This is a genomic window from Oscillibacter sp., from assembly GCF_040505565.1.
Lineage (GTDB): Bacteria > Bacillota > Clostridia > Oscillospirales > Oscillospiraceae > Oscillibacter.
In genome coordinates this window covers 131773-153222 of sequence record NZ_JBEUWZ010000009.1, presented here as the reverse complement: position 1 = coordinate 153222, position 21450 = coordinate 131773, and the positions used below count along the sequence as shown (strand labels likewise).

At 59.6% G+C, this 21450-nt stretch carries 20 protein-coding genes; 3 read left to right on the top strand and 17 right to left on the bottom strand.

The genetic code is table 11. The features are described from left to right. Nucleotides 1–6: 6 nt before the first annotated feature. The 16 genes from ABWQ15_RS03715 to ABWQ15_RS03640 form a co-directional block, all read right to left on the bottom strand. Complete coding sequence (locus ABWQ15_RS03715; RefSeq protein ID WP_353907483.1) at nucleotides 7–2928, bottom strand: baseplate J/gp47 family protein; 2922 nt, start codon at nucleotides 2926–2928, stop codon at nucleotides 7–9. Next, nucleotides 2925–3344 carry a GPW/gp25 family protein gene (locus ABWQ15_RS03710; protein WP_353907482.1) on the bottom strand — a complete coding sequence of 140 codons (420 nt, stop codon included), beginning with the start codon at nucleotides 3342–3344 and terminating at the stop codon, nucleotides 2925–2927. The genes ABWQ15_RS03715 and ABWQ15_RS03710 overlap by 4 nt, the downstream gene beginning before the upstream one ends. Before the next feature lie 48 nt (nucleotides 3345–3392). Continuing rightward, nucleotides 3393–4166, bottom strand: a complete 774-nt coding sequence (locus tag ABWQ15_RS03705) for a phage baseplate assembly protein V (protein ID WP_353907481.1) — start codon at nucleotides 4164–4166, stop codon at nucleotides 3393–3395. Next, the gene (locus ABWQ15_RS03700; protein WP_353907480.1) at nucleotides 4163–5269 is read right to left on the bottom strand and encodes a phage late control D family protein; all 1107 of its coding nucleotides are present in this window, start codon (nucleotides 5267–5269) and stop codon (nucleotides 4163–4165) included. Before ABWQ15_RS03700 ends, ABWQ15_RS03705 begins: the two co-directional genes overlap by 4 nt. A gap of 37 nt (nucleotides 5270–5306) precedes the next feature. Next, the gene (locus ABWQ15_RS03695) at nucleotides 5307–6029 is read right to left on the bottom strand and encodes a CIS tube protein (protein ID WP_353907479.1); all 723 of its coding nucleotides are present in this window, start codon (nucleotides 6027–6029) and stop codon (nucleotides 5307–5309) included. An 18-nt stretch (nucleotides 6030–6047) separates the two neighbouring features. Then, the gene (locus tag ABWQ15_RS03690; protein WP_353907478.1) at nucleotides 6048–9383 is read right to left on the bottom strand and encodes a hypothetical protein; all 3336 of its coding nucleotides are present in this window, start codon (nucleotides 9381–9383) and stop codon (nucleotides 6048–6050) included. Beyond that, complete coding sequence (locus ABWQ15_RS03685; protein ID WP_353907477.1) at nucleotides 9383–9802, bottom strand: phage tail protein; 420 nt, start codon at nucleotides 9800–9802, stop codon at nucleotides 9383–9385. Before ABWQ15_RS03685 ends, ABWQ15_RS03690 begins: the two co-directional genes overlap by 1 nt. A 28-nt stretch (nucleotides 9803–9830) precedes the next feature. Continuing rightward, the gene (locus ABWQ15_RS03680; RefSeq protein ID WP_353907476.1) at nucleotides 9831–10304 is read right to left on the bottom strand and encodes a phage tail protein; all 474 of its coding nucleotides are present in this window, start codon (nucleotides 10302–10304) and stop codon (nucleotides 9831–9833) included. 17 nt (nucleotides 10305–10321) lie between these two features. Next, nucleotides 10322–10504, bottom strand: coding sequence for a DUF6760 family protein (locus tag ABWQ15_RS03675; RefSeq protein ID WP_353907475.1), 183 nt, complete (start codon nucleotides 10502–10504; stop codon nucleotides 10322–10324). Nucleotides 10505–10599: 95 nt separating this feature from the next. Then, complete coding sequence (locus tag ABWQ15_RS03670; protein WP_353907474.1) at nucleotides 10600–10959, bottom strand: phage tail assembly protein; 360 nt, start codon at nucleotides 10957–10959, stop codon at nucleotides 10600–10602. A 141-nt stretch (nucleotides 10960–11100) separates the two neighbouring features. Continuing rightward, nucleotides 11101–11580, bottom strand: coding sequence for a phage tail protein (locus ABWQ15_RS03665; protein WP_353907473.1), 480 nt, complete (start codon nucleotides 11578–11580; stop codon nucleotides 11101–11103). A gap of 35 nt (nucleotides 11581–11615) precedes the next feature. Next, entirely contained in the window at nucleotides 11616–13424 is a 1809-nt protein-coding gene (locus ABWQ15_RS03660; RefSeq protein ID WP_353907472.1) for a phage tail sheath subtilisin-like domain-containing protein, read from the bottom strand. Nucleotides 13425–13599: 175 nt separating this feature from the next. Then, on the bottom strand, nucleotides 13600–14031 hold the full coding sequence (locus ABWQ15_RS03655) for a hypothetical protein (protein ID WP_353907471.1): 432 nt from the start codon (nucleotides 14029–14031) through the stop codon (nucleotides 13600–13602). Next, entirely contained in the window at nucleotides 14028–14432 is a 405-nt protein-coding gene (locus ABWQ15_RS03650) for a hypothetical protein (protein ID WP_353907470.1), read from the bottom strand. The genes ABWQ15_RS03655 and ABWQ15_RS03650 overlap by 4 nt, the downstream gene beginning before the upstream one ends. Beyond that, nucleotides 14341–15354, bottom strand: coding sequence for a hypothetical protein (locus ABWQ15_RS03645; RefSeq protein WP_353907469.1), 1014 nt, complete (start codon nucleotides 15352–15354; stop codon nucleotides 14341–14343). Before ABWQ15_RS03645 ends, ABWQ15_RS03650 begins: the two co-directional genes overlap by 92 nt. Further along, nucleotides 15351–15713, bottom strand: a complete 363-nt coding sequence (locus tag ABWQ15_RS03640; RefSeq protein ID WP_353907468.1) for a hypothetical protein — start codon at nucleotides 15711–15713, stop codon at nucleotides 15351–15353. Before ABWQ15_RS03640 ends, ABWQ15_RS03645 begins: the two co-directional genes overlap by 4 nt. Before the next feature lie 343 nt (nucleotides 15714–16056). Here ABWQ15_RS03640 and ABWQ15_RS03635 point away from each other — a divergent pair, with 343 nt between their 5' ends. Genes ABWQ15_RS03635 through ABWQ15_RS03625 form a run of 3 tightly spaced genes read left to right on the top strand, consistent with a single transcriptional unit; the run spans nucleotide 16057 to nucleotide 18315 of the window. Beyond that, nucleotides 16057–16794 (top strand): LytTR family transcriptional regulator DNA-binding domain-containing protein, encoded by a 738-nt coding sequence (locus tag ABWQ15_RS03635; RefSeq protein ID WP_353907467.1) that lies wholly within the window; start codon nucleotides 16057–16059, stop codon nucleotides 16792–16794. A 37-nt stretch (nucleotides 16795–16831) separates the two neighbouring features. Further along, nucleotides 16832–17557: a LytR/AlgR family response regulator transcription factor gene (locus ABWQ15_RS03630; RefSeq protein ID WP_353907466.1), complete on the top strand. Its 726-nt coding sequence runs from the start codon at nucleotides 16832–16834 to the stop codon at nucleotides 17555–17557. Between the two features lie 2 nt (nucleotides 17558–17559). Continuing rightward, nucleotides 17560–18315, top strand: a complete 756-nt coding sequence (locus tag ABWQ15_RS03625; RefSeq protein WP_353907517.1) for a GHKL domain-containing protein — start codon at nucleotides 17560–17562, stop codon at nucleotides 18313–18315. A gap of 214 nt (nucleotides 18316–18529) precedes the next feature. Here ABWQ15_RS03625 and ppdK read toward each other — a convergent pair whose 3' ends face one another. Further along, complete coding sequence (gene ppdK / locus ABWQ15_RS03620) at nucleotides 18530–21166, bottom strand: pyruvate, phosphate dikinase (RefSeq protein ID WP_353907465.1); 2637 nt, start codon at nucleotides 21164–21166, stop codon at nucleotides 18530–18532. Between the last annotated feature and the right edge of the window lie 284 nt (nucleotides 21167–21450).

Sequence of the window (21450 nt, the reverse complement as noted above, 5' to 3'; positions counted from 1 at the left end):
CGTGCGTCAGCCGATTTGAATTCTATGCAACCCGCTGCGCACAGTGGCGTAGGGAATCGTCCCGTCGTTCTCCAGGGGAACGGAGCGGGTCGCGCCGTCCTCGTCATAGACGCCCTCCACCAGCACCTGCCGGGTCAGGCGCACGTTGGGCGTGTCACGTACCGTCTGCCAGATTTGATCGACCCTGACCTGATCTCCGATGCCGCGGCTGCGCCAGCGGTGGCCGATCAGCTCTGCGAGCCGGTCCGCAAGGTTCTGCTGCGTTGCGGCGGACTCATCCGGATCCTCGACCTCCACCACGATCTGCGTGTTCACCGTCAGCACGGCGGACGGAATCACATGCAGGCCACCGGACGACACCAGTGTGCAGCTGCACCGGGTCTCCAAATACTCCCCAATCCGGTCGCACAGGTCCAGCGCTGACCGGCCCGCGTCCGCATCGGCATTCTCTACCACGACCGTCACATTCCCGGGTGCTTTCCGGTTCTTTTCATCCCGCCCCGCGAAACACCGGACATGCTGTGCCTGCGGAAACTCTTCCAGAACCATCTCCTCAAAATCCCGGACGCCCAGTGCCCGGTACCGGTGGCGCAAGCGCCGGTTGCCCAGTTCCTCCGTCTTTTCCCGAGTAAAGCGGTCGGTGCCGCCGCTCATTGAGGTCAGGTTTGCCACGGAGCTGATGCGCGGAAGCGCGCCGATCAACTCCGCCACGGTCCCCCGAGGCCGGTTGCCTCGTTTTCCACCGCCGAACGCATAGGTAACGCGGATATTTCTCATTCCCTCGGGAGGAACGCGCCCGTGAAGCCCGTCTCCGAAGGCGACGGTGCCGGAATAGGGATCCAGCAGATAGGCGCGTCGCTCTCCATCCGCCAGCTCCAGATGGGCCAGTCTCTCCCATAGGACCCAGCAGTGCAGCAGCACACCGTCCTCCCGCTCCAGATGCACGCGTTCCGGAGACTGCCTTGCCAGCGTCTCAGCATCCGCCACCGTCAGGCCGTTGACCTCATCCACCCAAAGCTTCAGATCCTGCGTCGGCGTCTCCAACAGCGTCAGCGTTTTTCCGGCCTCATAGGAACCGGTGTCGAACCACTGCTCCTGCGCATGCCGGCGCTGAACCGCCGAGACGGTGTTGAGCTGCACGCCGCCGATACGGGGATAGCCGCCAGAATTTTCAAGATAGGAGCTGCGGATCATCCGCAGCCAGCAGCCCTCGCGGCCAAAAAATCGTGCCTGAGGCAGGATAGAGGGCAGGTAAAGGAACACAAGGCCCGTGTGGAGCAGGTTCCGCGTGAGATCCACGCTGCGCACCTTCTCAAAGCGTTCCCCCGTCCACGCCTCAAAGGAGAGCTTATCGGACAGAATCGCACGGCCCGCCACCTCGAACAAAAGTGCAAGCGGCATGGCGTCCGGGGAGCGGTCGAAACACAGATAGATGGCCGCCGGTTCCTCCGGCAGAGAGATCAGTGCCTGGAAGTGCAGAGAATTCACCTCCGCGGCGTCGCGGAGCCACACCGTATCGCCGTTGTTTTCGGACCAATATAGGTCGGCTGGCCGCCCCCCGGGATACTGCCAGGAGCACTCCGCCTGTTTTACGAATGGTACGATCCAGCGCGGTGTGACCGAAAACTCATTCTCCACGTGGACTACTCGCGCCCGAATAAACCAGCCGGTCTCCGCATTTACCTCAGCGGGACAGATGTCCTCCGGAACGGTAAAGAGTGTTTCCCCCGCCGCGGCCTCTTTGCAGGAAAAAGGATTTCTGCTGCCGCTCACGGGAAGGCGGGTCCAGCCCGCGCCGTTAAAATACTCCCACGCAACTTCGTCGACAAACACATCGTCCGGCCTGATCGCCACGGCATCCCGCTTGTCGATAATACGCTGATTAAACTGATACTGCGGCGAGCTTTGCTCGTAATCCGTAACAACGGGCGCGACGGTCAGCATCAGATTCACCCGCGCGCCACGCTTGCAAAACGTCTGGTCGGAGCGGAGATAAAACAGGCTGTACGGCGTTGGGCGGCGGCCAAAGCAATAGCCGCCCTCGCCGGCGAGGATCGGTGTATCGCCGCCCGCCATCTGATCAATGGGTACCGGGCCGGCGGGTGCACTGCGCATCCGCACGCCGCTCAGCAGAATGTTTCCATCCAGGGCTCCCAAGCAGGCGCAGGTGATAAAACGGTTGCCCTCCTCGTCCGGTTCCAACGCCCCGGGGGCTGTCTTTTCAAGAATCAGACAGGCTCCCTCGGCCCGGACGCTGTCAAAGGAGCGTTCGGTGCCGCCGGTGCGGTAACTCCAGCGCATCCGTTCCGGGTTTGCCAGCTCCTTGGCGGTCTCCGCGGCGGCAAATTCCGTCTCACCGAGCACCTCAATCTCAACGGTGAAGGGACCGGAGAGGGCCAGTACTTCGCTGGATGAGACAGCAAACCGGTGGCACTGAAGGTTTTTTCCGTCTCCGGGAGTAAACAGTCTCTGCGGGTGCGACAGGTCCAATTCCTGAATCACACCCTTGCGGGGATCGGAGTAAAAGAGGCCTTCCAACTGGGCAGGGGTGGACTCAATCCGCCGCTCCGTCTCGTAGATGATATTTTCGCCAGCCTCGTCCACGGTGAACACCTGAGTACCGGCGGGGACGGGGACCGCCTTTTCCACCGTATCGTGCGCGTTGAACTGTATCAGGCCCGCCGCTGGGACAGGGTCCGGGGTCTGCACGCCGACAAGCTCCAGAAACTCCAGATACAGCTTCTCCGGAACAGCGTTGAACCGGTCCACCGTCTGATAAAACATCTCCCCAAACAGCCGGGTAATCGCCGCGCCCGGATCGTCCGCCGTTCCCTCGTAGCGCCACTCCGGCGTATATTGCCGGGCGTGGGCGGCCACCTGCGCCATGATTTCCTCAAGCCCTCTGGGGTCCAGAATCGGTGCGTTCATATGGCTCCGCCTCCTTCCGAGCCCTCGGTAACATAGAATGGATAGACATGGTTATACCGGTTATTGGTGTTTCGCACGGTGTAGGACACCTCAATCACCAGCGCGCCCTCCTGCTCGACGGAGGGGCGGTACTCCACTTGAATGTCGGTGATTCGCGGCTCCTGCTCCTCCAGCTGGCGGGCAATATCATAGCTGATCCCCTGGGCGGCAGAGGAGGACATGGGGGAGAAGGCGTACTCCACAACATTTGAGCCAAACTCAGGCCGCATGACCCGCTCGCCCTGTGAAGTGCGCAGAATGATACCGACGGCCTCCCGGATGTCCTCCTCCGCGCTCACCATGGCGATCCGGCCTGTGCCGGCATCCACCTGAAGCGGGAATTTTACACCCCTGCCGAGGAATTCGCGTCCGTTCATCATCTAGCCTCCCGTCTGTCTGCTCAAGCTGCTCCTGTGTTCCATTGGTCAGTTGATTTTTACGATGGCCCCCTTGACCTGCAGCGGTCCGGAAGCCTGTACGCTCATGGTGCCGTCTGCTTTGATCTCTGCAGCCATCCCTTGCAAGGACAGCTTGGCTGTGGCCTTGCCCTCAACCGTTGCTGCCTCAATACTCACCTTGCTCTGCGCCTTCTCCTCGATCGTACCGCTGGATTGCAGTGTGATTTCCGTGCTTCCGGCGGTCAGCGTCAGCTTTGTTTTGGCGGAGAGAGCAATTTCGCCCTTGGCAAAGTCCATTGCCAGCTTGTTGTCGCTGTTTTTATCAGAAAAGGTCGCGCACTTCTTCTCGTCGTCAATAATCAGCTGCGATCCGGCGGGCGTCGTGACCGACAGCTTCTGCTTTCCCGGCTCGTCATAGAAAAGCAGCTCCGACCCTCCCGGCGTCTTGATGGAGAAGTTATAGACCTTGCCGTTTTCAATCGTATAGGGCGGCGTAACCTCCGTGTTCCAGACGGCACCCAGCACAATCGGCCGTTCCCCGCCCAGATAGCCCAGCACCACAAGGTCGTTGACATTTGGGAAAAAGAACTGGCCGCACGCTTTTCCCCCCAGCGGTGCCATCACATAGCACCAGTCTGTCTCCTCTTTGTTTTCGTTTTCAATGGGGGTGCATTTGACCCGGTTGAGCTTTTCCTCATCATTGATGTTGGTGACTCGGGCCAGCCGCAGCCCCATCTGCCGAATCTGTAGACTGGGATTCTGCGTCTCCGCGCTTTCCCCGAAAAGCTGTTCGATGCTCATTCGGTCTTTCCCCCCTTCACTTCAAAACGGGTGTAGTACCCCTCGGCTGTAAAGCTGTGGGTCACCTTACTCAGGAAATAGACGCCCTCCGTTTCGCTCTCCATCCCGTCAACCGTGATAAACCGGCCCGGAATCAGCTCCGGGATCCCGATGCACACGCCCTCGCCGGAAACCAGGTTCATGGACAGTCCATCCAGTCTGGCTTGCGCCAGGCGGGTGCACTCCTCCGCAGTCCGAGCAAATTCGCTGAACTCCCGCAGCACCGCACCCTTCAGCCCGGGCGCAAGCTGCGCCGCGCTCTTTCCCTTTCCTCCGGTCTTAACCGAGGCGGCGGTGCCCTGGACAAATTTTTCGTTGACGTCCCGGCCCCAGACCACCACCTTGCCCACCTGGTTTCGAAGGCATACCCTCTTGGTAAAGCTCAGCAGTCCCTTTCCCATGGTGAGCTTTATAATGGACTCCGATTCCTTCCACAGCGCGTCAAACACCAGCTCCCCGTCTATGCTCGTCACGGTCATGCCGTACCGCTGGGCCAAGAGCTGCAAAAACCGAAAATCGTCCATCCGCTCCTTGACCAGCGGGGTCGTAAACTCCTTTAGCGCGTTGCCGCTGTCTACGGTGAACTTCTTTGCAAAGCCCGCCGCCACACTTTTTTTTAAGATGTTTGTGATGATTTCCTTGCTTTTGGTTTTTCCACCGTAAATGGGCTCGTTGCAGCTCATCAAAAAGCCCAGCCCGTCGATCCCGGAAATTTTGAGCTTGGGTGCGCCGGCGTTGCTGTGCTCCATGACGCTCTCGTCCACATAGCCGTAAAAAAGCGGACTCCGCTTGACATAGCCGCCGGAGACCTCCAGCTTGGTCCCCACCTTGACGGTCTTCGCGATCTCGTTCTTCCACTCACTTTTCTCATAGTCGAACAGACTGTCCACGGTAAACGTGCAGCCGCCTGCAGATCCTCCCGCAGACAGCTCCACCTCCAGCTCCGTGATCGGAGTCTTGCTGGTATCCAGCTTCTTTCCATCCAAGGTGATTTCGATAGAGGGCGCCAGAAATTTTTCATACTTTTTTTCCAGCTCTGAAATTTTGTATGAACCCTGATCCATGGCGTCCTCCCTTCTGGCTTTTTTACCCTTTTGCGAATTATTTCAGCGCGGGCAGGGCGATGGTGTCTCCGCTGCGCAGCAGGCGCGGATTTGTGAGGTGGTTGGCGTTTGCAATCTCCCTCCATTGGCCCGCTTCGCCGTATTCACGACCTGCGAATCCGCTCAGGGTATCCCCCTGGCGAACGGTACGGTACTTGGTGGTATCTGGGGACTCCAGCGACTTGGTCCCGATATTGCTGATAAACTGCCGGAAGGTACATTCCAGCCACGCGCGAACCGGGACCCCCTTCTCGTTGAAGCGGACAAAGTTCTGCTCGCACTGCACCAGATGTCCTGTGAAGTGAAGCGATCCCCAGTCCAGACGGAGCAGCGGCGGAACGTGGAGCTTTGGGTCGATTTCCATCAGCTTATAGACTTTTTGCGTATAATCCGAGACATCCACAAATTTCAAAATAGAGGGCAGCTTGCTGTTAGCCTCCATCTTCAGGCGGTTGCCAAAGGTGCCGCCCACCTCCGCTCCGGCAGACATGCTGTCAAAGAACAGGGAAAATTTCAGTATCTCCGCCGAGCCGTGTGAAAACTGCGTGATGGGCATATCCATGGAGAGACCGGCTTTGTCGGAATACTGCACCTGCCGGGTCCGGACATACTTTTCGGGATTGAACAGGACGTCAAAGCCGGAGTCCGTCCCGCCGGCTTTCGAAATATGCAGCTTTTTCAGCGGTATCAGCTGATTGGGATTCGGCAGACCGATATACATGTTCTTCCGCTCCTCTCATCAAAGGTCCAGCCTTCTCCGCTCTCTGCGGATGCGGTCCTCGATCAATTTGTAGACCTTGTCGGCCATATGCCGAATCTCCGTGTCCGACAGCTTTTCCTGCGGCCGCGTGGTCTGCGGTTCCTCCTTCTGCCGGAAGGAGAGCTCCTCTGGTCGGCGCTGCGGAGCCATCCATCGTTGCGCAGCCGCCCAACGCATCTGCCCTGCTTCCCCGCCGGACCCTGGCAGCACCGAGATGTCCCGAGCCGCAGTGGGAAACGCGCTGCCCGCGTCCGGATTTTCGGCCACAGAACTGTTTTTCAGAAAATTCTGCGCCCATGCAGGGAGACTTTTGACATATTCAGAGTCCATCTGCGAGGCGGGCGCTTCGGCGGGCTCCTGCCGAACGAAAGCGGCAGGTGCATACTCCAGCACCGGCACGCTGGCGTCCGAATAGCTTGCCCCGGCACTCTCCGCCACGCCGCGCGGGACACCCCCCGTAAGATGCCCCGCCGTCCGAATGTCACGGCTCACCGGCATAGCGGCACGGGGTGGAGTAAGCTCCTGCGGATGTGCGCTCTCCATTGTGCGCGGCATCTTTAGGGCGGCGGTCTGCGAAGTCGCCTGCACGCGCGGAGGTGCGCTCCTCACCTGCTCTGTTTTCACTGAGTCGCGGGCGGGGCTGCGCTCTTTTTTGTTCTCCGCCTCGCGGGTCGGGGACAAGCCTGCCCTTGCAGGCATGGCTGGCGACACACTGTCCGGCGCTTTCCTGTTCCGAAAGGGCACAAGTTCCAAAAACGCCGATTCGGCGGCGCGCGGCGGTCCAATCTTAAAGGGCTTTGCAGGCGCCGAAGCCGTTCCGGCAACAGCGGCAGAAACTTCCGCCGCAGAGATTGACGACACCGTCGCCCCAGCTGCCGGGTGATTCAGAGCAGGTAAGTTTTCCATCTTCCCGGCAAGTCTGCCGGGTCCGGGTAAGCCGGGCTTAGTGGGGCCGTTTGTCAGGCTGCCGCTCCGCAAAGTGGGCGTCGGCCGCTCCGGTACATCGGATTCCGGCGTACGAAATTTCAACGGTTTAGGTTCCTTCCCGACATATGCCGTTTCTCGTTTCTCCGACAGACCGGCATTGTCTGGGAATGTCTCTGGCAAGGTCAGGGCCCGGGGCGAAAACTCCGTTCGTTCAGAAGCACCGAATGTCCGCAGCGGGGGCTCCTCCCGATTCGCCGATTCCCCCGTCCGGACTGCCGTCCGGATGTCCCGATTTACCGTCGGAGCGGTGGGGCTGTGTCCGCTGCGCTCTGCGGTTCGGCCCCGCAGTCCGGAGGATTGTCGCTCCGCCTTTTGCGTCTCCGGTGGCTGAAGTTCAGCCGGGGACTTTGGAAGCATCTGCCGGGCGGCTGGTGCCTGAATGCTCGCGGACTCCGAACGCGCCTCGGCGGCAGCGGAAGAGCGAATGTCCACCGGCACCGGAGTTGAAGCTCCCCGAGCCGCCTTTCCGGGCAGCTCCGACTTTGAGGCAGAATGTGTGGGCTCCGGCAAACCGGCGTTCTCTGCGGACGTCTTCTGAACATACAAGGTTTCGGGCGAATATACCATGTCCGCCGCTGGATCAGCGGCACCAAACATCTGCCGGGGATACGCCGAATCCGTCTTCTCCGCAGGCGCGGCTGTTCGGATATCCCGGCTCACCGGCGAAAGGCCGTGCGTCTGCGGAGCTGGGGCCGAAAAGCGGTCCTCTCGCCCGGAGTCCCGCCACTCTGCCGTCGGTGTCTGGTCTTTCGCGGAACGCTTGCCGGATGCCGCAGGCTCCCCGGCGGCAGAGGAAGAAACCGTTGCCATGGAGACTGGAGACGCAGTCGAACCGGCTGCCGTATTCTCCGAAACCGGCGGCTTCGCTGCCTTTCCGGCGGACCCGCCGGACTCCGAACCATCAAAAATTTGTTGGGCAGACTGCCGCAACTTCTCCGATGAATCGCGCGTTGACAGCCCGATTTTTCCCGCGTCAGGCTCCGGCGTATGGAATTCCCGCAATGCAAGCTCCTCGGGTTCCCGTATGTAAATCTCCCGTGAGCTGCTGTTTTCAATAAGCTCCTGAGTCTGCGGAATTCGCAGCGAACGCGGCAGAGGCTTTCCCGGTTCGGGATCTCCGGAGAACCGCTGGGAATGCTCCGCCGAGCTTGACTTCTCCTCGGCAGCCGTCCGAATATCCTGGTTCACCGGCAAAAAACCGTGCTTCTGTGAGGCGGGTTCACCCGGTTTCCGGCCGGAGTCCGCCGGCAGGCTGTGAAAATCATCGCCCACTTCAATGCCGACTGCTCTTGTTTGGCGGTCAGGTTCGTCTTTTTTCCATTCCGGCTTCGCTCTGGAAGAGCGGGGCGGCACATGCTGGGAGCCTTTCATCATACTCGGTTCTTCCGCTCGGGGGCGGGACCCCTTCGGTTCCCGAAATGGCTCTGCTGCCGCGCTCCGGTCAACCGCCGCCGTCGGCTCCCGGCGCTGTTGCTCTGCCGTGGCCGCCTGCCGCGCGGTTTCTTCGCGGAGCCGACGCTCCAGCGTCCGTTCCATGGCTTCGGCAATCTGTGTGGGAGAAAGGTCGCTTTCCGATTGCGGTTTCCCTGTTGCAAAAACCGTCTCCGCGTCTGCGGGCCGTGCCGCGTCCGGTGCGTTTATGCGAAGGCTTTCAGCTTCTGGCTTGTTCTGAGAATTCATCCGCATCGCAGGAGATGGTCTCGTCGGTATACCGCTTTGCTCAAAAGCAAGCACATTGGAAGCAGAGAAATTACCGTCTATACGCCGCTTCTGCCCATTTGCCGCTGCCGCCGTCGAAGCGCTCTTTGCGCGGAAGGCGGCTTCGGCCGACGCGGCGCGCGCAGCGGACTCCGCCCGCAAAAAGGCGCCAGAGAGCGTTTTATGGGGGAAAGCAAGAGTCTTTTCCGCCTCTGAAAGCTGCAACATTGTCCGGAACAGAAGGTTTTGCAGCGTAACCGCCATTGGGCGCGGCTCCGCCGGAGCAGGCCGTTCTCGTTCCGGTGCGTTGGTCCGCTCCCAGAGCCGCGTCTCCACGCGCTCCAGCAGCCGCTCCGTCCGGACGCGCTCCGGCCCTTCGGGCGGTTCCAGCTTTCGGAGCGTCTCGAGAATCAGCTCAAGACTGATGTGGTATTCGTTCTCCGCTGGGACGGCCGGCTCCGGCTCCTTGAGAAACTCCAGCGCCAACTGCCGGTAAAGGCCGTCAGTCACGCTCATGCGGCTGAGGATCTGCAGGGCAAACGCCCGGCAGAGCAGGCCGTAACCCGTTCCCTCCAACGCTTCCCGGGAAAGGATACCGGGGTTCTCTTTGACCACGGAAATAGATTTCATCAGCAGCTCCCGTTATAAACCAGTTCAATCCGGCTGACCGCCAGATTCGGCTGGTTACTGTCCAACTGCGGCCCCTCGTATTTCACCAGATGGGCTCCCCGGATTGTCCAGACTCTCTTCAGCTTTCCAAAGCTGTCCATCAGGGAGATGATCCCACTGAGGGAAAGGGACATCCCCAGATTTGTCATATTGACCAGAATCGATATTGTGTCCAGGGAGGTAAGCGTCCCCTCCTGCAGGATCAGGGTCTGCGGCTTTGCCTGCTTAAAGAAGTAGCGCGGATAGCTGCTGCCGCCCTCACAGAACGTCTCGTACTCAAACTCCATGTCCAGCCCGGAGACGGAGACAAAATCCCCCCTGAGGGAAATGCCGAGACCCGACAGCATCACCGAAAAATAGGCCCCCGATTGAAAAGACATCAAACCACCTCCCCTGCTTTATTCGCTCTCAGCTCCCGCCCTCCGTCTTCCGTTCCATTCCCTGAATGGAAAACGTCAGGCTCTCGGTCAGCACCTCGCTCCGGCCGCCGTCCATGGGCGCAAGCTCGTAGCCGATGGGCAGAGCACCGCGCAAAGACCATGTCACGCCGCGCTTTCCGTGTTCATCCAGTGCCACAACATTCAGCGTACGGCGCAGTGAGATGCCCGTGGGGCCGCTGTGCACTCCGGCCGAAGCGGAATGGAGCCATCTTAGAAAGTCGCTGTCGCCCACGACTCCCTTGGACAGCGTGACCGGCTGAAACACGGTCAGTACGGGAACGTCGGTCTGCACGCCGCGCCAGTCGTCTCCCGCGCGGCCGCTGACGGTCCGGACGTCCATCTTCACCCCTGAAAAATAGGAAAACGCCGCCGCGACCACGCCGCTATTCTCCATCTCCACCAAAAACCGGAAGGCTTTCAGCGGTTCGGTATAATTGGCCATCCCGTTCGCGTCCTCCCTCACTTAAACTCGTAAGTATTTCGTTCGTTTCCGCTGAGCTTCTTGTTGATGGCTGAAATCTCACTGCACCAGCGCCGCCGCTCCCAGTGGTCCAGATTCATCAGATCCTCCCGAGACCAGTGCAGGTAATAGGCCAAAAACGACATCTCTTGATAGAGCCGTTCCTGCGGGTAGAGCGGCATCCCCCGCGCGCGCCCGTTTCCGGATAGACCGCCCGGCCGCTGCGGAGCGCTGACGGCGGCTTCCGTCGGCGACTTCACTCCGGCCGGAACGGACGTCAGCCTATCAAAAAATCCAGCGGCACCTCGAACTGCTGATTGCAGTGGGGACAGGTGACCTGATATTTCGGCGTCTCCGACAGATTGATCCGCTGGTACAGATCCTGCAAATACGCAAGGTCCATTGTAAACAGGTTCTCGATGACGTGGGTGTTAACGGTACTCAGCGTCCCCAGCTTTGTGACAACCCTGGAAAGTAGGATCACGGTCAGATACCCCGCGTTCTGCTGGACTCTGGGGTCGCGCAGCGGAAGAATTTCATCCGCTGCGGTGGCCAGACGCATGGTACCCTTCTTATGAACATCGCCGTTGGAGTCCACATAACCCTTCGGCAGTTCAAACTCATATTCAGTCTGCATTTACAAATCCTCCGAAAAAGCGCATTCATCCGAAACACCCCCCCAGCCCAAAGGCGCTGCGGCCCACGGGCTGGGAGGCATTCGTGGGGTCAGGCCGCGCGCGTGTATACGCGCGGCCTTTTAAAAAAATCTCTCTTCGTTTCAGATGGTTGAGGGCTCGCCGGACACGCTGCCGGGCGTGTGCTCGAGGCCCTCGTGGCACAGCTCCAGTGACTGGATGGCGACCTCGCCGCCCATGCCGTTGAGATCCGGCACCGTGTAGCCCACAGGCCACGCGTTGATGAGGTTCCAGGATGGGCCGGGGTTGCCGGCGTCGTCGATCAGCGTGATGGTCACGTTGTGGCGGACAATACCGGTGGGAGGCGCGGTGTTTGTGGGAGCCACGGAATAGACCCAGTCCAGGAAATCGGAGTCGTCGGACACGCCCCAGCGCAGCGTCACATTTCCGAACTTTGTGAGCCCGGAAAGCTTGCGCGGGGTGTTGCGCAGATCATCGCCCTCGCGGTACTCCACGGCATCGGTGGAGGAGCTCATGCCGGACACCTCGGAGAATCCCGCGCGGCTGATTCCGTCAATCTCGACCTGATAGCGGAATACGCGGTATGGATAGTTGATGGCCATGTACGTTCACCCTTTCTGTAACAGTGTGCGCGGGATCATTCGGAAGCGGAGGAGGTCTTCTGCGTAATGCGGAAGATCACGAACTCGGCGGGCTTGACGGGCGCAATGCCGATCTTGCAGATCAGGCGGCCGTTGTCGATATCGTCCTGCGTCATCGTGGTGGGGCCGCACTCCACAAAGAAGGCCTCGGAGGGGCTGGACCCGGCCAGTGCTCCATCGCGCCAGCAGGTGGCGAGGAAGGTCTCGATCGTCCGGGTCACGCGGCTCCACAGTGTCGCGCTGTTGGGCTCGAAGACCACCCAGTTGGTGTTGGCCTTAATGGACTCCTCCACAAAGATAAAGAGGCGGCGGACGTTCAGATACTTCCACAGGCCATTGGAGCTGATGGTCCGTGCGCCCCAGACGCGGATGCCGCGGCCGGTGAAGGCGCGGATCAGGTTGACGCCGATGGGGTTAAGGATGTCCTGCTCACCCTCGTTATAAGTGCAGGACAGGCCCGTGCAGCCGCGCACCACTTCGTTGGCAGGTGCCTTGTGGACTCCGCGCTCCGTATCCACGCGGGCGTAGACACCGGCGATTGCGCCGGAGGGCGGGAAGTATGCGGAGCGCTTGGCGCCCGCGTCCATCATCTCCAGCCAGGGATGATACATGGCCGCGTAGGTGGAGTCATACATATCGCGGAAGTTGGCCACGTCGTTGGTCTTCTTGATATCCATGGGGACGTCCAGCAGCGCGAAGCAGCTCTTCTTCTCCTCGCAAAAGCCGATCAGCGCGGCCTGAACCTCCGGCGCGGTCACGCCGGGAATCGCCATGATGGAGACGTTTCCGTTCTCCCGGAACGCCTGCAGTCCGGTGCGCCTGCCCGGACCGTCGTCTTTTCCGGTATACGCGTCGGCGGTGACGGTGAGGACGGAGCCATTTGCGCCGCCGACAAGCGTCAGGACCAGCTCGGCATCTCCGCCGCCGCACAGCTCAAACGGCACGATGGCAGCGGGGCTGGCCGATGTGGGAAGTTCCTTGCCGTCCTTGTCCTTTGCCTTTTCTCTTGCGGAGGCCTTGCCCTCCAGCACCTCCACGCAGATCAGGTCGGATTTCCGGGTCCGGACACAGACGTTATTCAGCGCGTCCGGCTTCAGGGAGAGGTTTTCAAACGTCTCCACGCTGTCATCCAGACGGGCGGTGATGGTGATCTCACAGGTCTTGATGTACTTTGCGGTGCCGACCTTGGAATCGGCCACGTCCAGAGCGCAGGGGGCATCCAGCGTGACGACCCGGTCCAGGACATTCTTCACGGTGGCGTGGGCAATCGCCTTTCCGTCGAACAGCTCTACCACGTCGCCCGCGCTGAAGCCGTCCGCGTTTTTAAGCGTCAGGTCCGCGCCGCTGACGGCCAAAACCTGCGTCTTTGCCTTGGAGGCCGATGAGACCGAGACACGCATGTTCTCAGCCCAGGCACCGGGATTCGCAGCGGTGATCCGAAGAACGCCCGTCGTGAGCGAGGCGGCTTTTGCGTCGCCGGGCACCGCGCGCATGATATAGGCGCGGGACCCTCCGTTTGCGAAGAACTGCTCAATTGCGTAGGGGAGGAAGCGTGCGCTGCCGTATGCGGCCTCGCTCAGGTAACCGCCGAACATCCTCTTGTAATCGGCGAAATTGGTGACCAGCTGCGGCTGGCCGATGGTAGGCCCGCGTTCCGCAAGACCGAGGAAGCCGGCCGTGCTGGTGCTGACGCCCTGCATGGGGGTTGCGCCGGAGTCATACTCCTCCACATAAACGCCTGGTGATAGATACTCTGCCATGTTTGTGTGCTCCACACCGTCCTCTTCGCCTGCGGTATGAAGCATTCCTCCTTTCTGACGTTGGAATAACATTTTTGGATTCATTCTTATCTCAACGCGGTCTTTTGCCGCATTCAAGATTGATACGATTTTCCGTTAAAAGTAATGAATATCCTTTACGGAAATACATGGGGCGGTTTTGGCTTATGCGCAAGGCAAAACGCGGTCAGCCGGACGGTCCTTAATTGAAATGACCAGAGCCGGAAGCTCCTGCCTCCAGCGCCTCCCAGAAATGCGAAATTACCGCGGCGTTGTATTCCAGCGCCTGTGCCAGTAGTTCGCGGGCCGTGAAAGGTTCGGAAAGCTCCGCTCCGGTTCGGCAGACAATCCGCTCCTGCGTCAGGAAGCAGGCCCCCTGAACCATTTGCCGGTTGACATCCGAACAGACGGTCAGCGCGGCTGTCAGATCTGCGGCGGGCTGTGGGTGAATCCCGTAGATCAGAACCCGGCCCCCCTCGCAGCTGCACACCGTCCGCCAGGTACGGCTCTCCTTTGTAAACAGCAGTTCAAAGTGGTTGCCCGCCCGATCGTACGGCACGCCGCTGTCATCCAGCAGCGCCGCCAGCTCGGCTGCGCCGTCCGGGTTGTCCTGAAAATGGAATCGACCGCTCATGGGCCGCCTCCCCACGCGCTCAGCGTAGCTGGATCGCAGCCCCCTCCCGCGGCGGCTTCCGTTGGGAGTCCCGCAGGCGCGGTCAGCGGACAGACCAGCTCCGGAATTTCAAATGGAATGCCGGGACCTCCGCCGCCAAGCGGCGGACACTCCGACAGCGCGGGCCTGCTCCGGCTCAGTTCCGCCAGAGCCAGCATCCCGCTGTTTCCGGCGAAAGCCGCCAGCTCCTTGAGTGTGCGGGGCGGAAGCTCCCTCAGCGGGACGCCTCCGAGAACCGCCCGCAGGGCAGGAGCCAAGGCGCTCTTCGATTTACTGCGGCTCTCCTGTTCTTGGGTCTGCTCCCGTTCCCGGGCTGTCTCCTCCCGGGGAAGCGTCTGCGTCTCCTTTTCCGTCTCCGTCACCCTCCTCCGGCGTCTGTGCGCCCTCCGCCTCGCGGAGCGCTCCATACAAAGCTTCCGCCGCTCCCGGTGCCTCCAGCTCGGCCAGTGTCTCCGTGGCGCGGTCCGAGAGAAAGCGGAGCTTGTTGATAAACGCAAGCTTCATCTGCGCCTTCTTCGCAATCAGCGCCTCCGCGCGAACCGTCGCGTTGTGCAGAACGGACGCGGCGGGATCGCCCGACCCCAGTCCCGCAAGCTGTTCGCGGTATTGATTCAGGAGTTCCCGTTCCCGGCTGTCGTCCAAAAATGGATACATCCTGAGCAGCGTCCCGGATTTACCCATTTCGCTTCCGCCCCTGACCAGATCGGTCATTTCGTCCACCACCCGGCGCGCGTCCCGCAGGGTATCCACCACCAGACCAACGGCGCTGTCGGTGAAGCCACGGTTAAACAAAACCCGGTCCGGGCTGTACCCCGGCACGTTTCTCTCAGGGGACGCGGTTTGAAACAGCTTGCGCTGCTGCCACTTGTCCGGCTGGGACTGCCCCACGGTCTTTTTCAGACAGGAGAAGAGCATCATCTGGCCCGTCCCGCGCAGTACCGCAGCGGAGAGTGTTCCGCGCTGGAACGCCGTTTCGGAAAACCGGCTGAGCAAAGCTCCGCCTTCCCGGCCGGAGTCCTCAAAAATCGGACGCGCGGACGTGGGGTCCGGCGCTTCCGCGGACGGTGCCTCCTCCGGAGCCGCCGTGTCTGCCATCTCCGCGCCGTGTCTGCGCCCAATGGCGTCAAAGGTTTGCTGAAAGGATTCCGTTATGTGGTAAAGCGGGTCCCGGTTCTGAAACGACTCGGTCCCCGCAGCCCAGGAAAGCTGTCGGCGGACCGTCTGCTCCGCTGTCGGCGCGGCGGTGGGCGGAGACTCCTGCTTCTTTGTCAAGATTCGGTTCATACGCTCTGCCTCCCCGCCAACTGCATGCTGCGCACGACTTTCCGAAAATCCACGGGCCGCAGAATAAAATCCGTGCAGTGGAGGCGGACGCTGCGGATTGCATATTCCGGTGTGTCGTCGATCAGGATGATCTTGCAGTTCCGGTCCCGCTCGCGCAGAGCGCGCGCCGCCAGAAAGCCGGTCCCGCCCCCAAAGCCGCAGAATACCGTCTCAAACGTCTCCTTATTCGCGGAAAACGAGTCAGGAGAGAGAAACGTGCGAAAGGAAACCGAATAACCGTAAAGCTCACAGTACCGGCCGATCCAGTTTTTTATCTGCTCCGCCGAAGAAACGCTGTTGTCACACAGGGCCACTCTCACAACCGCCACCTTCTTGCCATGCAGCGCTCCGGAATTACCTCTGAGTGTATCATAGGTAGCGTTTTCAAAAATTACAACTGAATTGGCATGAATTGCCTTCAAATGCACTGAAAAGCAAACTGCCTCCGCGCAATTTTGCAGGGAGGCAGGAAAATGTGCGAAATGAGTCGAAAATATCCTTGCATGGAGTTTTGAAATCTGCTAACATGATTTTGATCGTAGTCAGTAGCAAATAATTCCATTTTTGAGTCATGGGTATGTTTTTGAGCTGCAGTATTACAAAGGCGCACGTTTTACTGTGGAAAAGTCATGAGCCAGCGTTTTGGTATGCGGGAGGTCAGTGATGGAGCAGATTATAAAGCAGGGCGCCGTTTCCTTCGGGCTCTGTTCCCCGGACTGTGTCTTCTCCGACCATCTTGCGCAGGCGCTCCGCATATGGAGTGAGACCGTCTGCGCGGACGTCGCGCTTTGCGTTTGGTCGGACTGCGCATCCTTTTTGGAAGATGCGCAAACATCCGAGTGCGCCGTGCTGTTTCTGGATGCGGACGGCGGGGAGTTTCCCTCTCCGGCTGCTCTGAGAGAATCCCCATGGGGCGGGGCGCTTTTGCTCTGCTCCGACTCTGCGCATTCCGCCATCCACAGCTATGTGTTCCATCCGGACGGCTTTGTCTCCAAACCTGTGACCGCCGCGACGTTGGAACGGCCGTTGGCCCGCTGCTTTCCGCGCTGGCAGGGCGCCCTGCGGCGGCTGGAGGTGTTTTCAGAGAGAACCCGCCTCCGTATACCGATGTGTGATCTCATCTGGGCGGAAGCGTGCGGGCGGAGTTGCATCCTGCATGTCCCACAGGGGGCGTTTACGGCGGGAGTCTCCCTGTTGGAGTTGACGGAGCTCCTTCCAGAAGAGAGCTTTCTCCGCTGTCAGAAAAGCTTTCTGATTAACCTTTACCGGGTCCGGTCGGAAGACGGGAAAGCCTTCCGGATGTCCGACGGCGGTCGAGTTCCCATCGGCCGAGACTGCCGCGACGCGGCGCTGGCCGCGCTGGCCGCTTATCAGGCGCGCTGGTCCGGTATAGCGCGGTAAATTACAGAAGAAACGCTACAAAAGGGGGCGTGTTTTCGTGCAGGTATCCGTTCTGGTCTGTGATGATCTGTCCGAGGAGCGGGCAAAGCTGGGACAGATGATTCAAGTATACGCGGAAAAGCGGGGGGTCGCCTTGGGCCTCACCTTTTTCTCTGGCGGCGCAGAGCTGCTGGACGCGTTCCGTCCCGGGCGGTTTCAGATCCTGTTCCTGGATATTTACATGCCGGGTCTGTCCGGTATGGAGGCAGCCCGGCAAATTCGCAAGCTGGATACCGGCTGCGCCATTGTCTTTTCCACCACCAGCCAGGACAGTGGAATCGAGAGCTTTGAGGTGCAGGCCGCCGATTATCTTGTCAAGCCCTTTCGGCAAGAGGACGTAGACAGTGCGCTGGACTGGTGTCTGGAGCACCTGCCGGAGTCTCCCCGGTATCTGGCGGTCCAGTCGGAGCGGGAATCGGTCAGCATTCCCATCCAGTCGCTGGAGTACATAGAGGTTATGGGGCACCTGGCAAATCTCCACACCGGCAAGCAAGTTGTGACGGCCCATCGGGGGCTCGGAGAGCTTCAGACCGCCATCGGCAGTTCGGATTTTCTGCGCTGTCACAGAAGCTTTCTTGTTAATATGAACCATATTCAGAAAATGGAAGGGAATTCCTTCCGGATGGACAGCGGCGATCTGGTCCCCATCAGCTCGTCGGACACAGCGCAGATCCGCGAGCGGTTCATGGACTGGACATTCGTCAAGACCTGGGAGGCTCTGTGAAGATGAAGGCGGTTCTGATTGCGTCGTCGGTGGGGCTGGCGGCAGCGTGTCTCTGTCTGGCGTTTCGTCTGAGAAAGGCGCTCCGGGTACTTCGGACCGAGCGTGAGGAAAACCGGCAGCTACGCAGAATGATGGAGTTTTGGCGTCTCCAATCGGACACTCAGAGCAAATCTCTGGAGGAGCTGCGCAGAACGCGGCACGATCTTCGGCATTATCTCTGTGCGCTTGGCGGCGCGAGGCCGCCGGACATCCTTCAGGACCTGAAGGATGTCCCGGAAAAGGAGCAGACTCCACTTCCCGGGGACTGGGCACTCTCCTCCCTGGTCAACTACTATTGCGCGGAGGCCGAACGCGTCGGAGTTGAAACGGACTGCAGACTGGATCTCCGCGAGATACCGGGTTCCTACGGAGCGGATTTATATCTGATCGTTGGAAATCTGATGGAAAACGCCGTGGAGGCTCTGAAACGGGAGGGCGGCGGCTGGCTTCGTGCCAGGAGCCTCTCCTCGCCCGGCTGGTTTTCCCTTGTGATCGGCAACTCATGCTCGAAGCCCCTGCACACGAAAAACGGACAATTTCTGTCCGACAAGGCGCTGGGTCGGTTTGGGATCGGTCTTGACACGGTGCGCCGCGTTGCGGAGCGGAACGGTGGGAAGGCGGAGTTCACTGCGGACGGAAGGGAGTTCCGCGCCTCCGTTTTTCTTTCGCGGCCCGCGTCTGCCGCTCGGGATGAGACGTCCAGATCGTTTTTTCAGTAATACAGCTCTACTCCGTTATAAAATGCGTCTCATAAATTCTCGGAAGGCATAGCTGTCGCAAACGGCGTTTCCACGCCCTTATCCGACCGTTTGAATCGGCATTGCAGCAGTGACGCCAGCCCCTTTTCACTGTTGAATCATAAAAAGCAAGCGCACCGCCCATTACGGCGGTGCGCTTTATAAATATATGAATTTTTTAGGGTACTGCGATCAATTACTTTACGCGGGGCGCTTTAATGGCGGCCTGTGCGGCAGCAAGGCGCGCGATGGGCACGCGGAAGGGAGAGCAGGAGACGTAGTCCAGACCCACGCCATGGCAGAACTCCACGGAGGTGGGGTCGCCGCCGTGCTCGCCGCAGATGCCCAAGTGAATGTCGGGACGGGTCTTGCGGCCCAGCTCCACAGCCATCTTCACCAGCTTGCCGACGCCGTTCTGGTCCAGATGCGCGAAAGGATCAGACTCGTAAATCTTCTTCTCATAGTAAGCGCTCAGGAACTTGCCCGCGTCGTCGCGGCTGAAACCGAAGGTCATCTGGGTCAGGTCATTGGTTCCGAAGGAGAAGAACTCAGCCTCCTTAGCAACCTCGTCGGCGGTCAGCGCTGCACGGGGAATCTCGATCATGGTACCGACCTCGTACTTCATGTCGATGCCGGCGTCCTTGATGATCTTGTCGGCGGTGGCGACGACCACATCGCGGACATATTTCAACTCCTTGACCTCGCCCACCAGAGGAATCATGATGTTGGGGCTGATCTTGTAAACACCCTTTTTGGTAACGGCGATGGCGGCATTGATCACGGCGGTTGTCTGCATCTCGGCGATCTCGGGATAAGAGACGGCCAGACGGCAGCCGCGGTGGCCCATCATGGGGTTAAACTCATGGAGGCTGGCGATGACGTTCTTCAGTTTCTCAACCGTGATACCCAGCTCGCCGGCAATCTCCTGAATATCGGACTCCTTGGTGGGCAGGAACTCGTGCAGAGGAGGATCCAGGAAACGGATGATGACGGGACAGCCTTCCATTGCTTCGTAGATCCCCTCAAAGTCGCCCTGCTGATAGGGCAGGAGCTTCTCCAGAGCCTTGCGGCGCTCACTTTCGTTCTCGGCCACAATCATCTCGCGCATGGCCTTGATCCGCGCACCCTCAAAGAACATGTGCTCGGTACGGCACAAACCGATCCCCTCAGCACCGAACTTACGGGCCTGAGCGGCATCCTTCGGAGTGTCGGCATTGGTGTAAATCTCCATCTGGCGGTACTGGTCGGCCCAGCCCATCAGGCGGCCGAAGTAGCCAGAACTGGGGTTGGCGGGAACGGTACCCACGGCTTCGCCATAGATATTTCCGGTGGAGCCGTCCAGAGAAATCCAGTCACCTTCGCGATAGGTTTTGCCGTCCAGCTCAAACTGCTTTTTCTCGTAGTTCACCACAATCTCGCCGCAGCCGGACACGCAGCAGGTACCCATGCCGCGGGCCACCACGGCGGCGTGAGAGGTCATGCCGCCGCGAACGGTCAAGATACCCTTAGCAACCTGCATTCCCTCGATATCCTCGGGGGAAGTTTCCAGGCGGACCAGAATGACCTTTTCGCCCCGGTCGGACCACTCCTTGGCCTCTTCGGCGGTGAACACCACGCGGCCGCAGGCGGCGCCGGGAGAAGCGGCCAGACCCTTGCCGATGACGGCGGCCTTCTTTAGAGCCTCCGCGTCAAACTGGGGATGCAGCAAAGCGTCCAGCTGCTTGGGTTCCACGCGCAGGACGGCTTCCTTTTCGGAGATCATTCCCTCGTCCACCAGATCCACAGCTACCTTCAAAGCGGCGGCGGCGGTACGCTTGCCGTTGCGGGTCTGGAGCATATAGAGCTTGCGGTCCTGAATGGTGAACTCCATGTCCTGCATATCGCGGTAGTGATTCTCCAGGTTGTTCGCAATCTTGGAAAACTCCTCGAAGACCTCGGGCATTTCGTCCTTCAGCTTGCTGATGGGAGAGGGCGTGCGGACGCCGGCAACCACGTCTTCACCCTGGGCGTTGATGAGGTATTCGCCGAACAGAGCCTTTTCGCCGGTGGCGGGGTTGCGGGTGAACGCGACACCTGTGCCGGAATTGTTGCCGGTGTTGCCGAAGACCATGGACTGGACATTGACGGCCGTGCCCCAGTCATAGGGGATCTCGTTCATGCGGCGATAGACGTTGGCCCGGGGATTGTCCCAGGAGCGGAACACAGCCTTCACGGCCTCCATTAGCTGGACCTTGGGGTCCTGAGGGAAGTCCTCGCCCTTTTCCTTCTTATAGAATGCCTTGAACATAACGGACAGCTGCTTCATGTCGTCGGCGTCCAGATCGATGTCCTGCTTCACGCCCTTCTTGGCCTTGACCTCATCGATGATCTCCTCGAAACGCTTCTTGCTCAGCTCCATGACCACGTCGGAGAACATCTGAATGAACCGTCGATAGGAATCGTAAGCGAATCGGGGATTTTCGGTCTTCAGGGCAAAGCCCTCCACAGCCACGTCGTTCAGGCCCAGATTCAGGATGGTGTCCATCATGCCGGGCATGGAGGCCCGGGCGCCGGAGCGGACGGAAACCAGCAGGGGATCGCTGGGATCGCCAAACTTCTTGCCGTTCTCGCCCTCCAGCCAGGTCATATACTGGGCAATCTCCGCCTGAATGTCGGCGTTGATCTGGCGACCGTCGGTATAATACTGGGTGCAGGCCTCGGTGGTAATGGTGAAGCCCTGAGGAACGGGCATTCCGGCCAGGGTCATTTCGGCCAGATTCGCGCCCTTGCCGCCCAGCAGTTCCCGCATGTCCTTATTGCCCTCGGAAAACTTGTAGACATATTTTTTTGCCATGTGTTTCTCCTCCGTCTTATATTTGCCCTATGGCAGGGAAGTTCGTTAAACGATTGCCTAAATGATTGAACAGAACTATTATATAAGGATTTCACAGGAAAGACAAGACACAATTAAAGCGGAAAAGCGGGAGAACGAAAAAATTTCAAAAGATTATTTTGTACAAATCATACAATTTTGGAAAAAATAAAAACGCATAGTAAACTTTCCCGACATTTTACGCCTCTTAATGAAGCAGAACGGGAGAACACCCCATTCATGTGCGCTCTTTGACGCTGTCCGGT

What these genes read in the sequence shown, in the direction of transcription:
- ABWQ15_RS03715 (WP_353907483.1), bottom strand. Translation starts at nt 2,928, where the DNA reads ATGAACGCACCGATTCTGGACCCCAGAGGGCTTGAGGAAATCATGGCG.
- ABWQ15_RS03710 (WP_353907482.1), bottom strand. Translation starts at nt 3,344, where the DNA reads ATGAACGGACGCGAATTCCTCGGCAGGGGTGTAAAATTCCCGCTTCAG.
- ABWQ15_RS03705 (WP_353907481.1), bottom strand. Translation starts at nt 4,166, where the DNA reads ATGAGCATCGAACAGCTTTTCGGGGAAAGCGCGGAGACGCAGAATCCC.
- ABWQ15_RS03700 (WP_353907480.1), bottom strand. Translation starts at nt 5,269, where the DNA reads ATGGATCAGGGTTCATACAAAATTTCAGAGCTGGAAAAAAAGTATGAA.
- ABWQ15_RS03695 (WP_353907479.1), bottom strand. Translation starts at nt 6,029, where the DNA reads ATGTATATCGGTCTGCCGAATCCCAATCAGCTGATACCGCTGAAAAAG.
- ABWQ15_RS03690 (WP_353907478.1), bottom strand. Translation starts at nt 9,383, where the DNA reads ATGAAATCTATTTCCGTGGTCAAAGAGAACCCCGGTATCCTTTCCCGG.
- ABWQ15_RS03685 (WP_353907477.1), bottom strand. Translation starts at nt 9,802, where the DNA reads ATGTCTTTTCAATCGGGGGCCTATTTTTCGGTGATGCTGTCGGGTCTC.
- ABWQ15_RS03680 (WP_353907476.1), bottom strand. Translation starts at nt 10,304, where the DNA reads ATGGCCAATTATACCGAACCGCTGAAAGCCTTCCGGTTTTTGGTGGAG.
- ABWQ15_RS03675 (WP_353907475.1), bottom strand. Translation starts at nt 10,504, where the DNA reads ATGCCGCTCTACCCGCAGGAACGGCTCTATCAAGAGATGTCGTTTTTG.
- ABWQ15_RS03670 (WP_353907474.1), bottom strand. Translation starts at nt 10,959, where the DNA reads ATGCAGACTGAATATGAGTTTGAACTGCCGAAGGGTTATGTGGACTCC.
- ABWQ15_RS03665 (WP_353907473.1), bottom strand. Translation starts at nt 11,580, where the DNA reads ATGGCCATCAACTATCCATACCGCGTATTCCGCTATCAGGTCGAGATT.
- ABWQ15_RS03660 (WP_353907472.1), bottom strand. Translation starts at nt 13,424, where the DNA reads ATGCTTCATACCGCAGGCGAAGAGGACGGTGTGGAGCACACAAACATG.
- ABWQ15_RS03655 (WP_353907471.1), bottom strand. Translation starts at nt 14,031, where the DNA reads ATGAGCGGTCGATTCCATTTTCAGGACAACCCGGACGGCGCAGCCGAG.
- ABWQ15_RS03645 (WP_353907469.1), bottom strand. Translation starts at nt 15,354, where the DNA reads ATGAACCGAATCTTGACAAAGAAGCAGGAGTCTCCGCCCACCGCCGCG.
- ABWQ15_RS03635 (WP_353907467.1), top strand. Translation starts at nt 16,057, where the DNA reads ATGGAGCAGATTATAAAGCAGGGCGCCGTTTCCTTCGGGCTCTGTTCC.
- ABWQ15_RS03625 (WP_353907517.1), top strand. Translation starts at nt 17,560, where the DNA reads ATGAAGGCGGTTCTGATTGCGTCGTCGGTGGGGCTGGCGGCAGCGTGT.
- ppdK (WP_353907465.1), bottom strand. Translation starts at nt 21,166, where the DNA reads ATGGCAAAAAAATATGTCTACAAGTTTTCCGAGGGCAATAAGGACATG.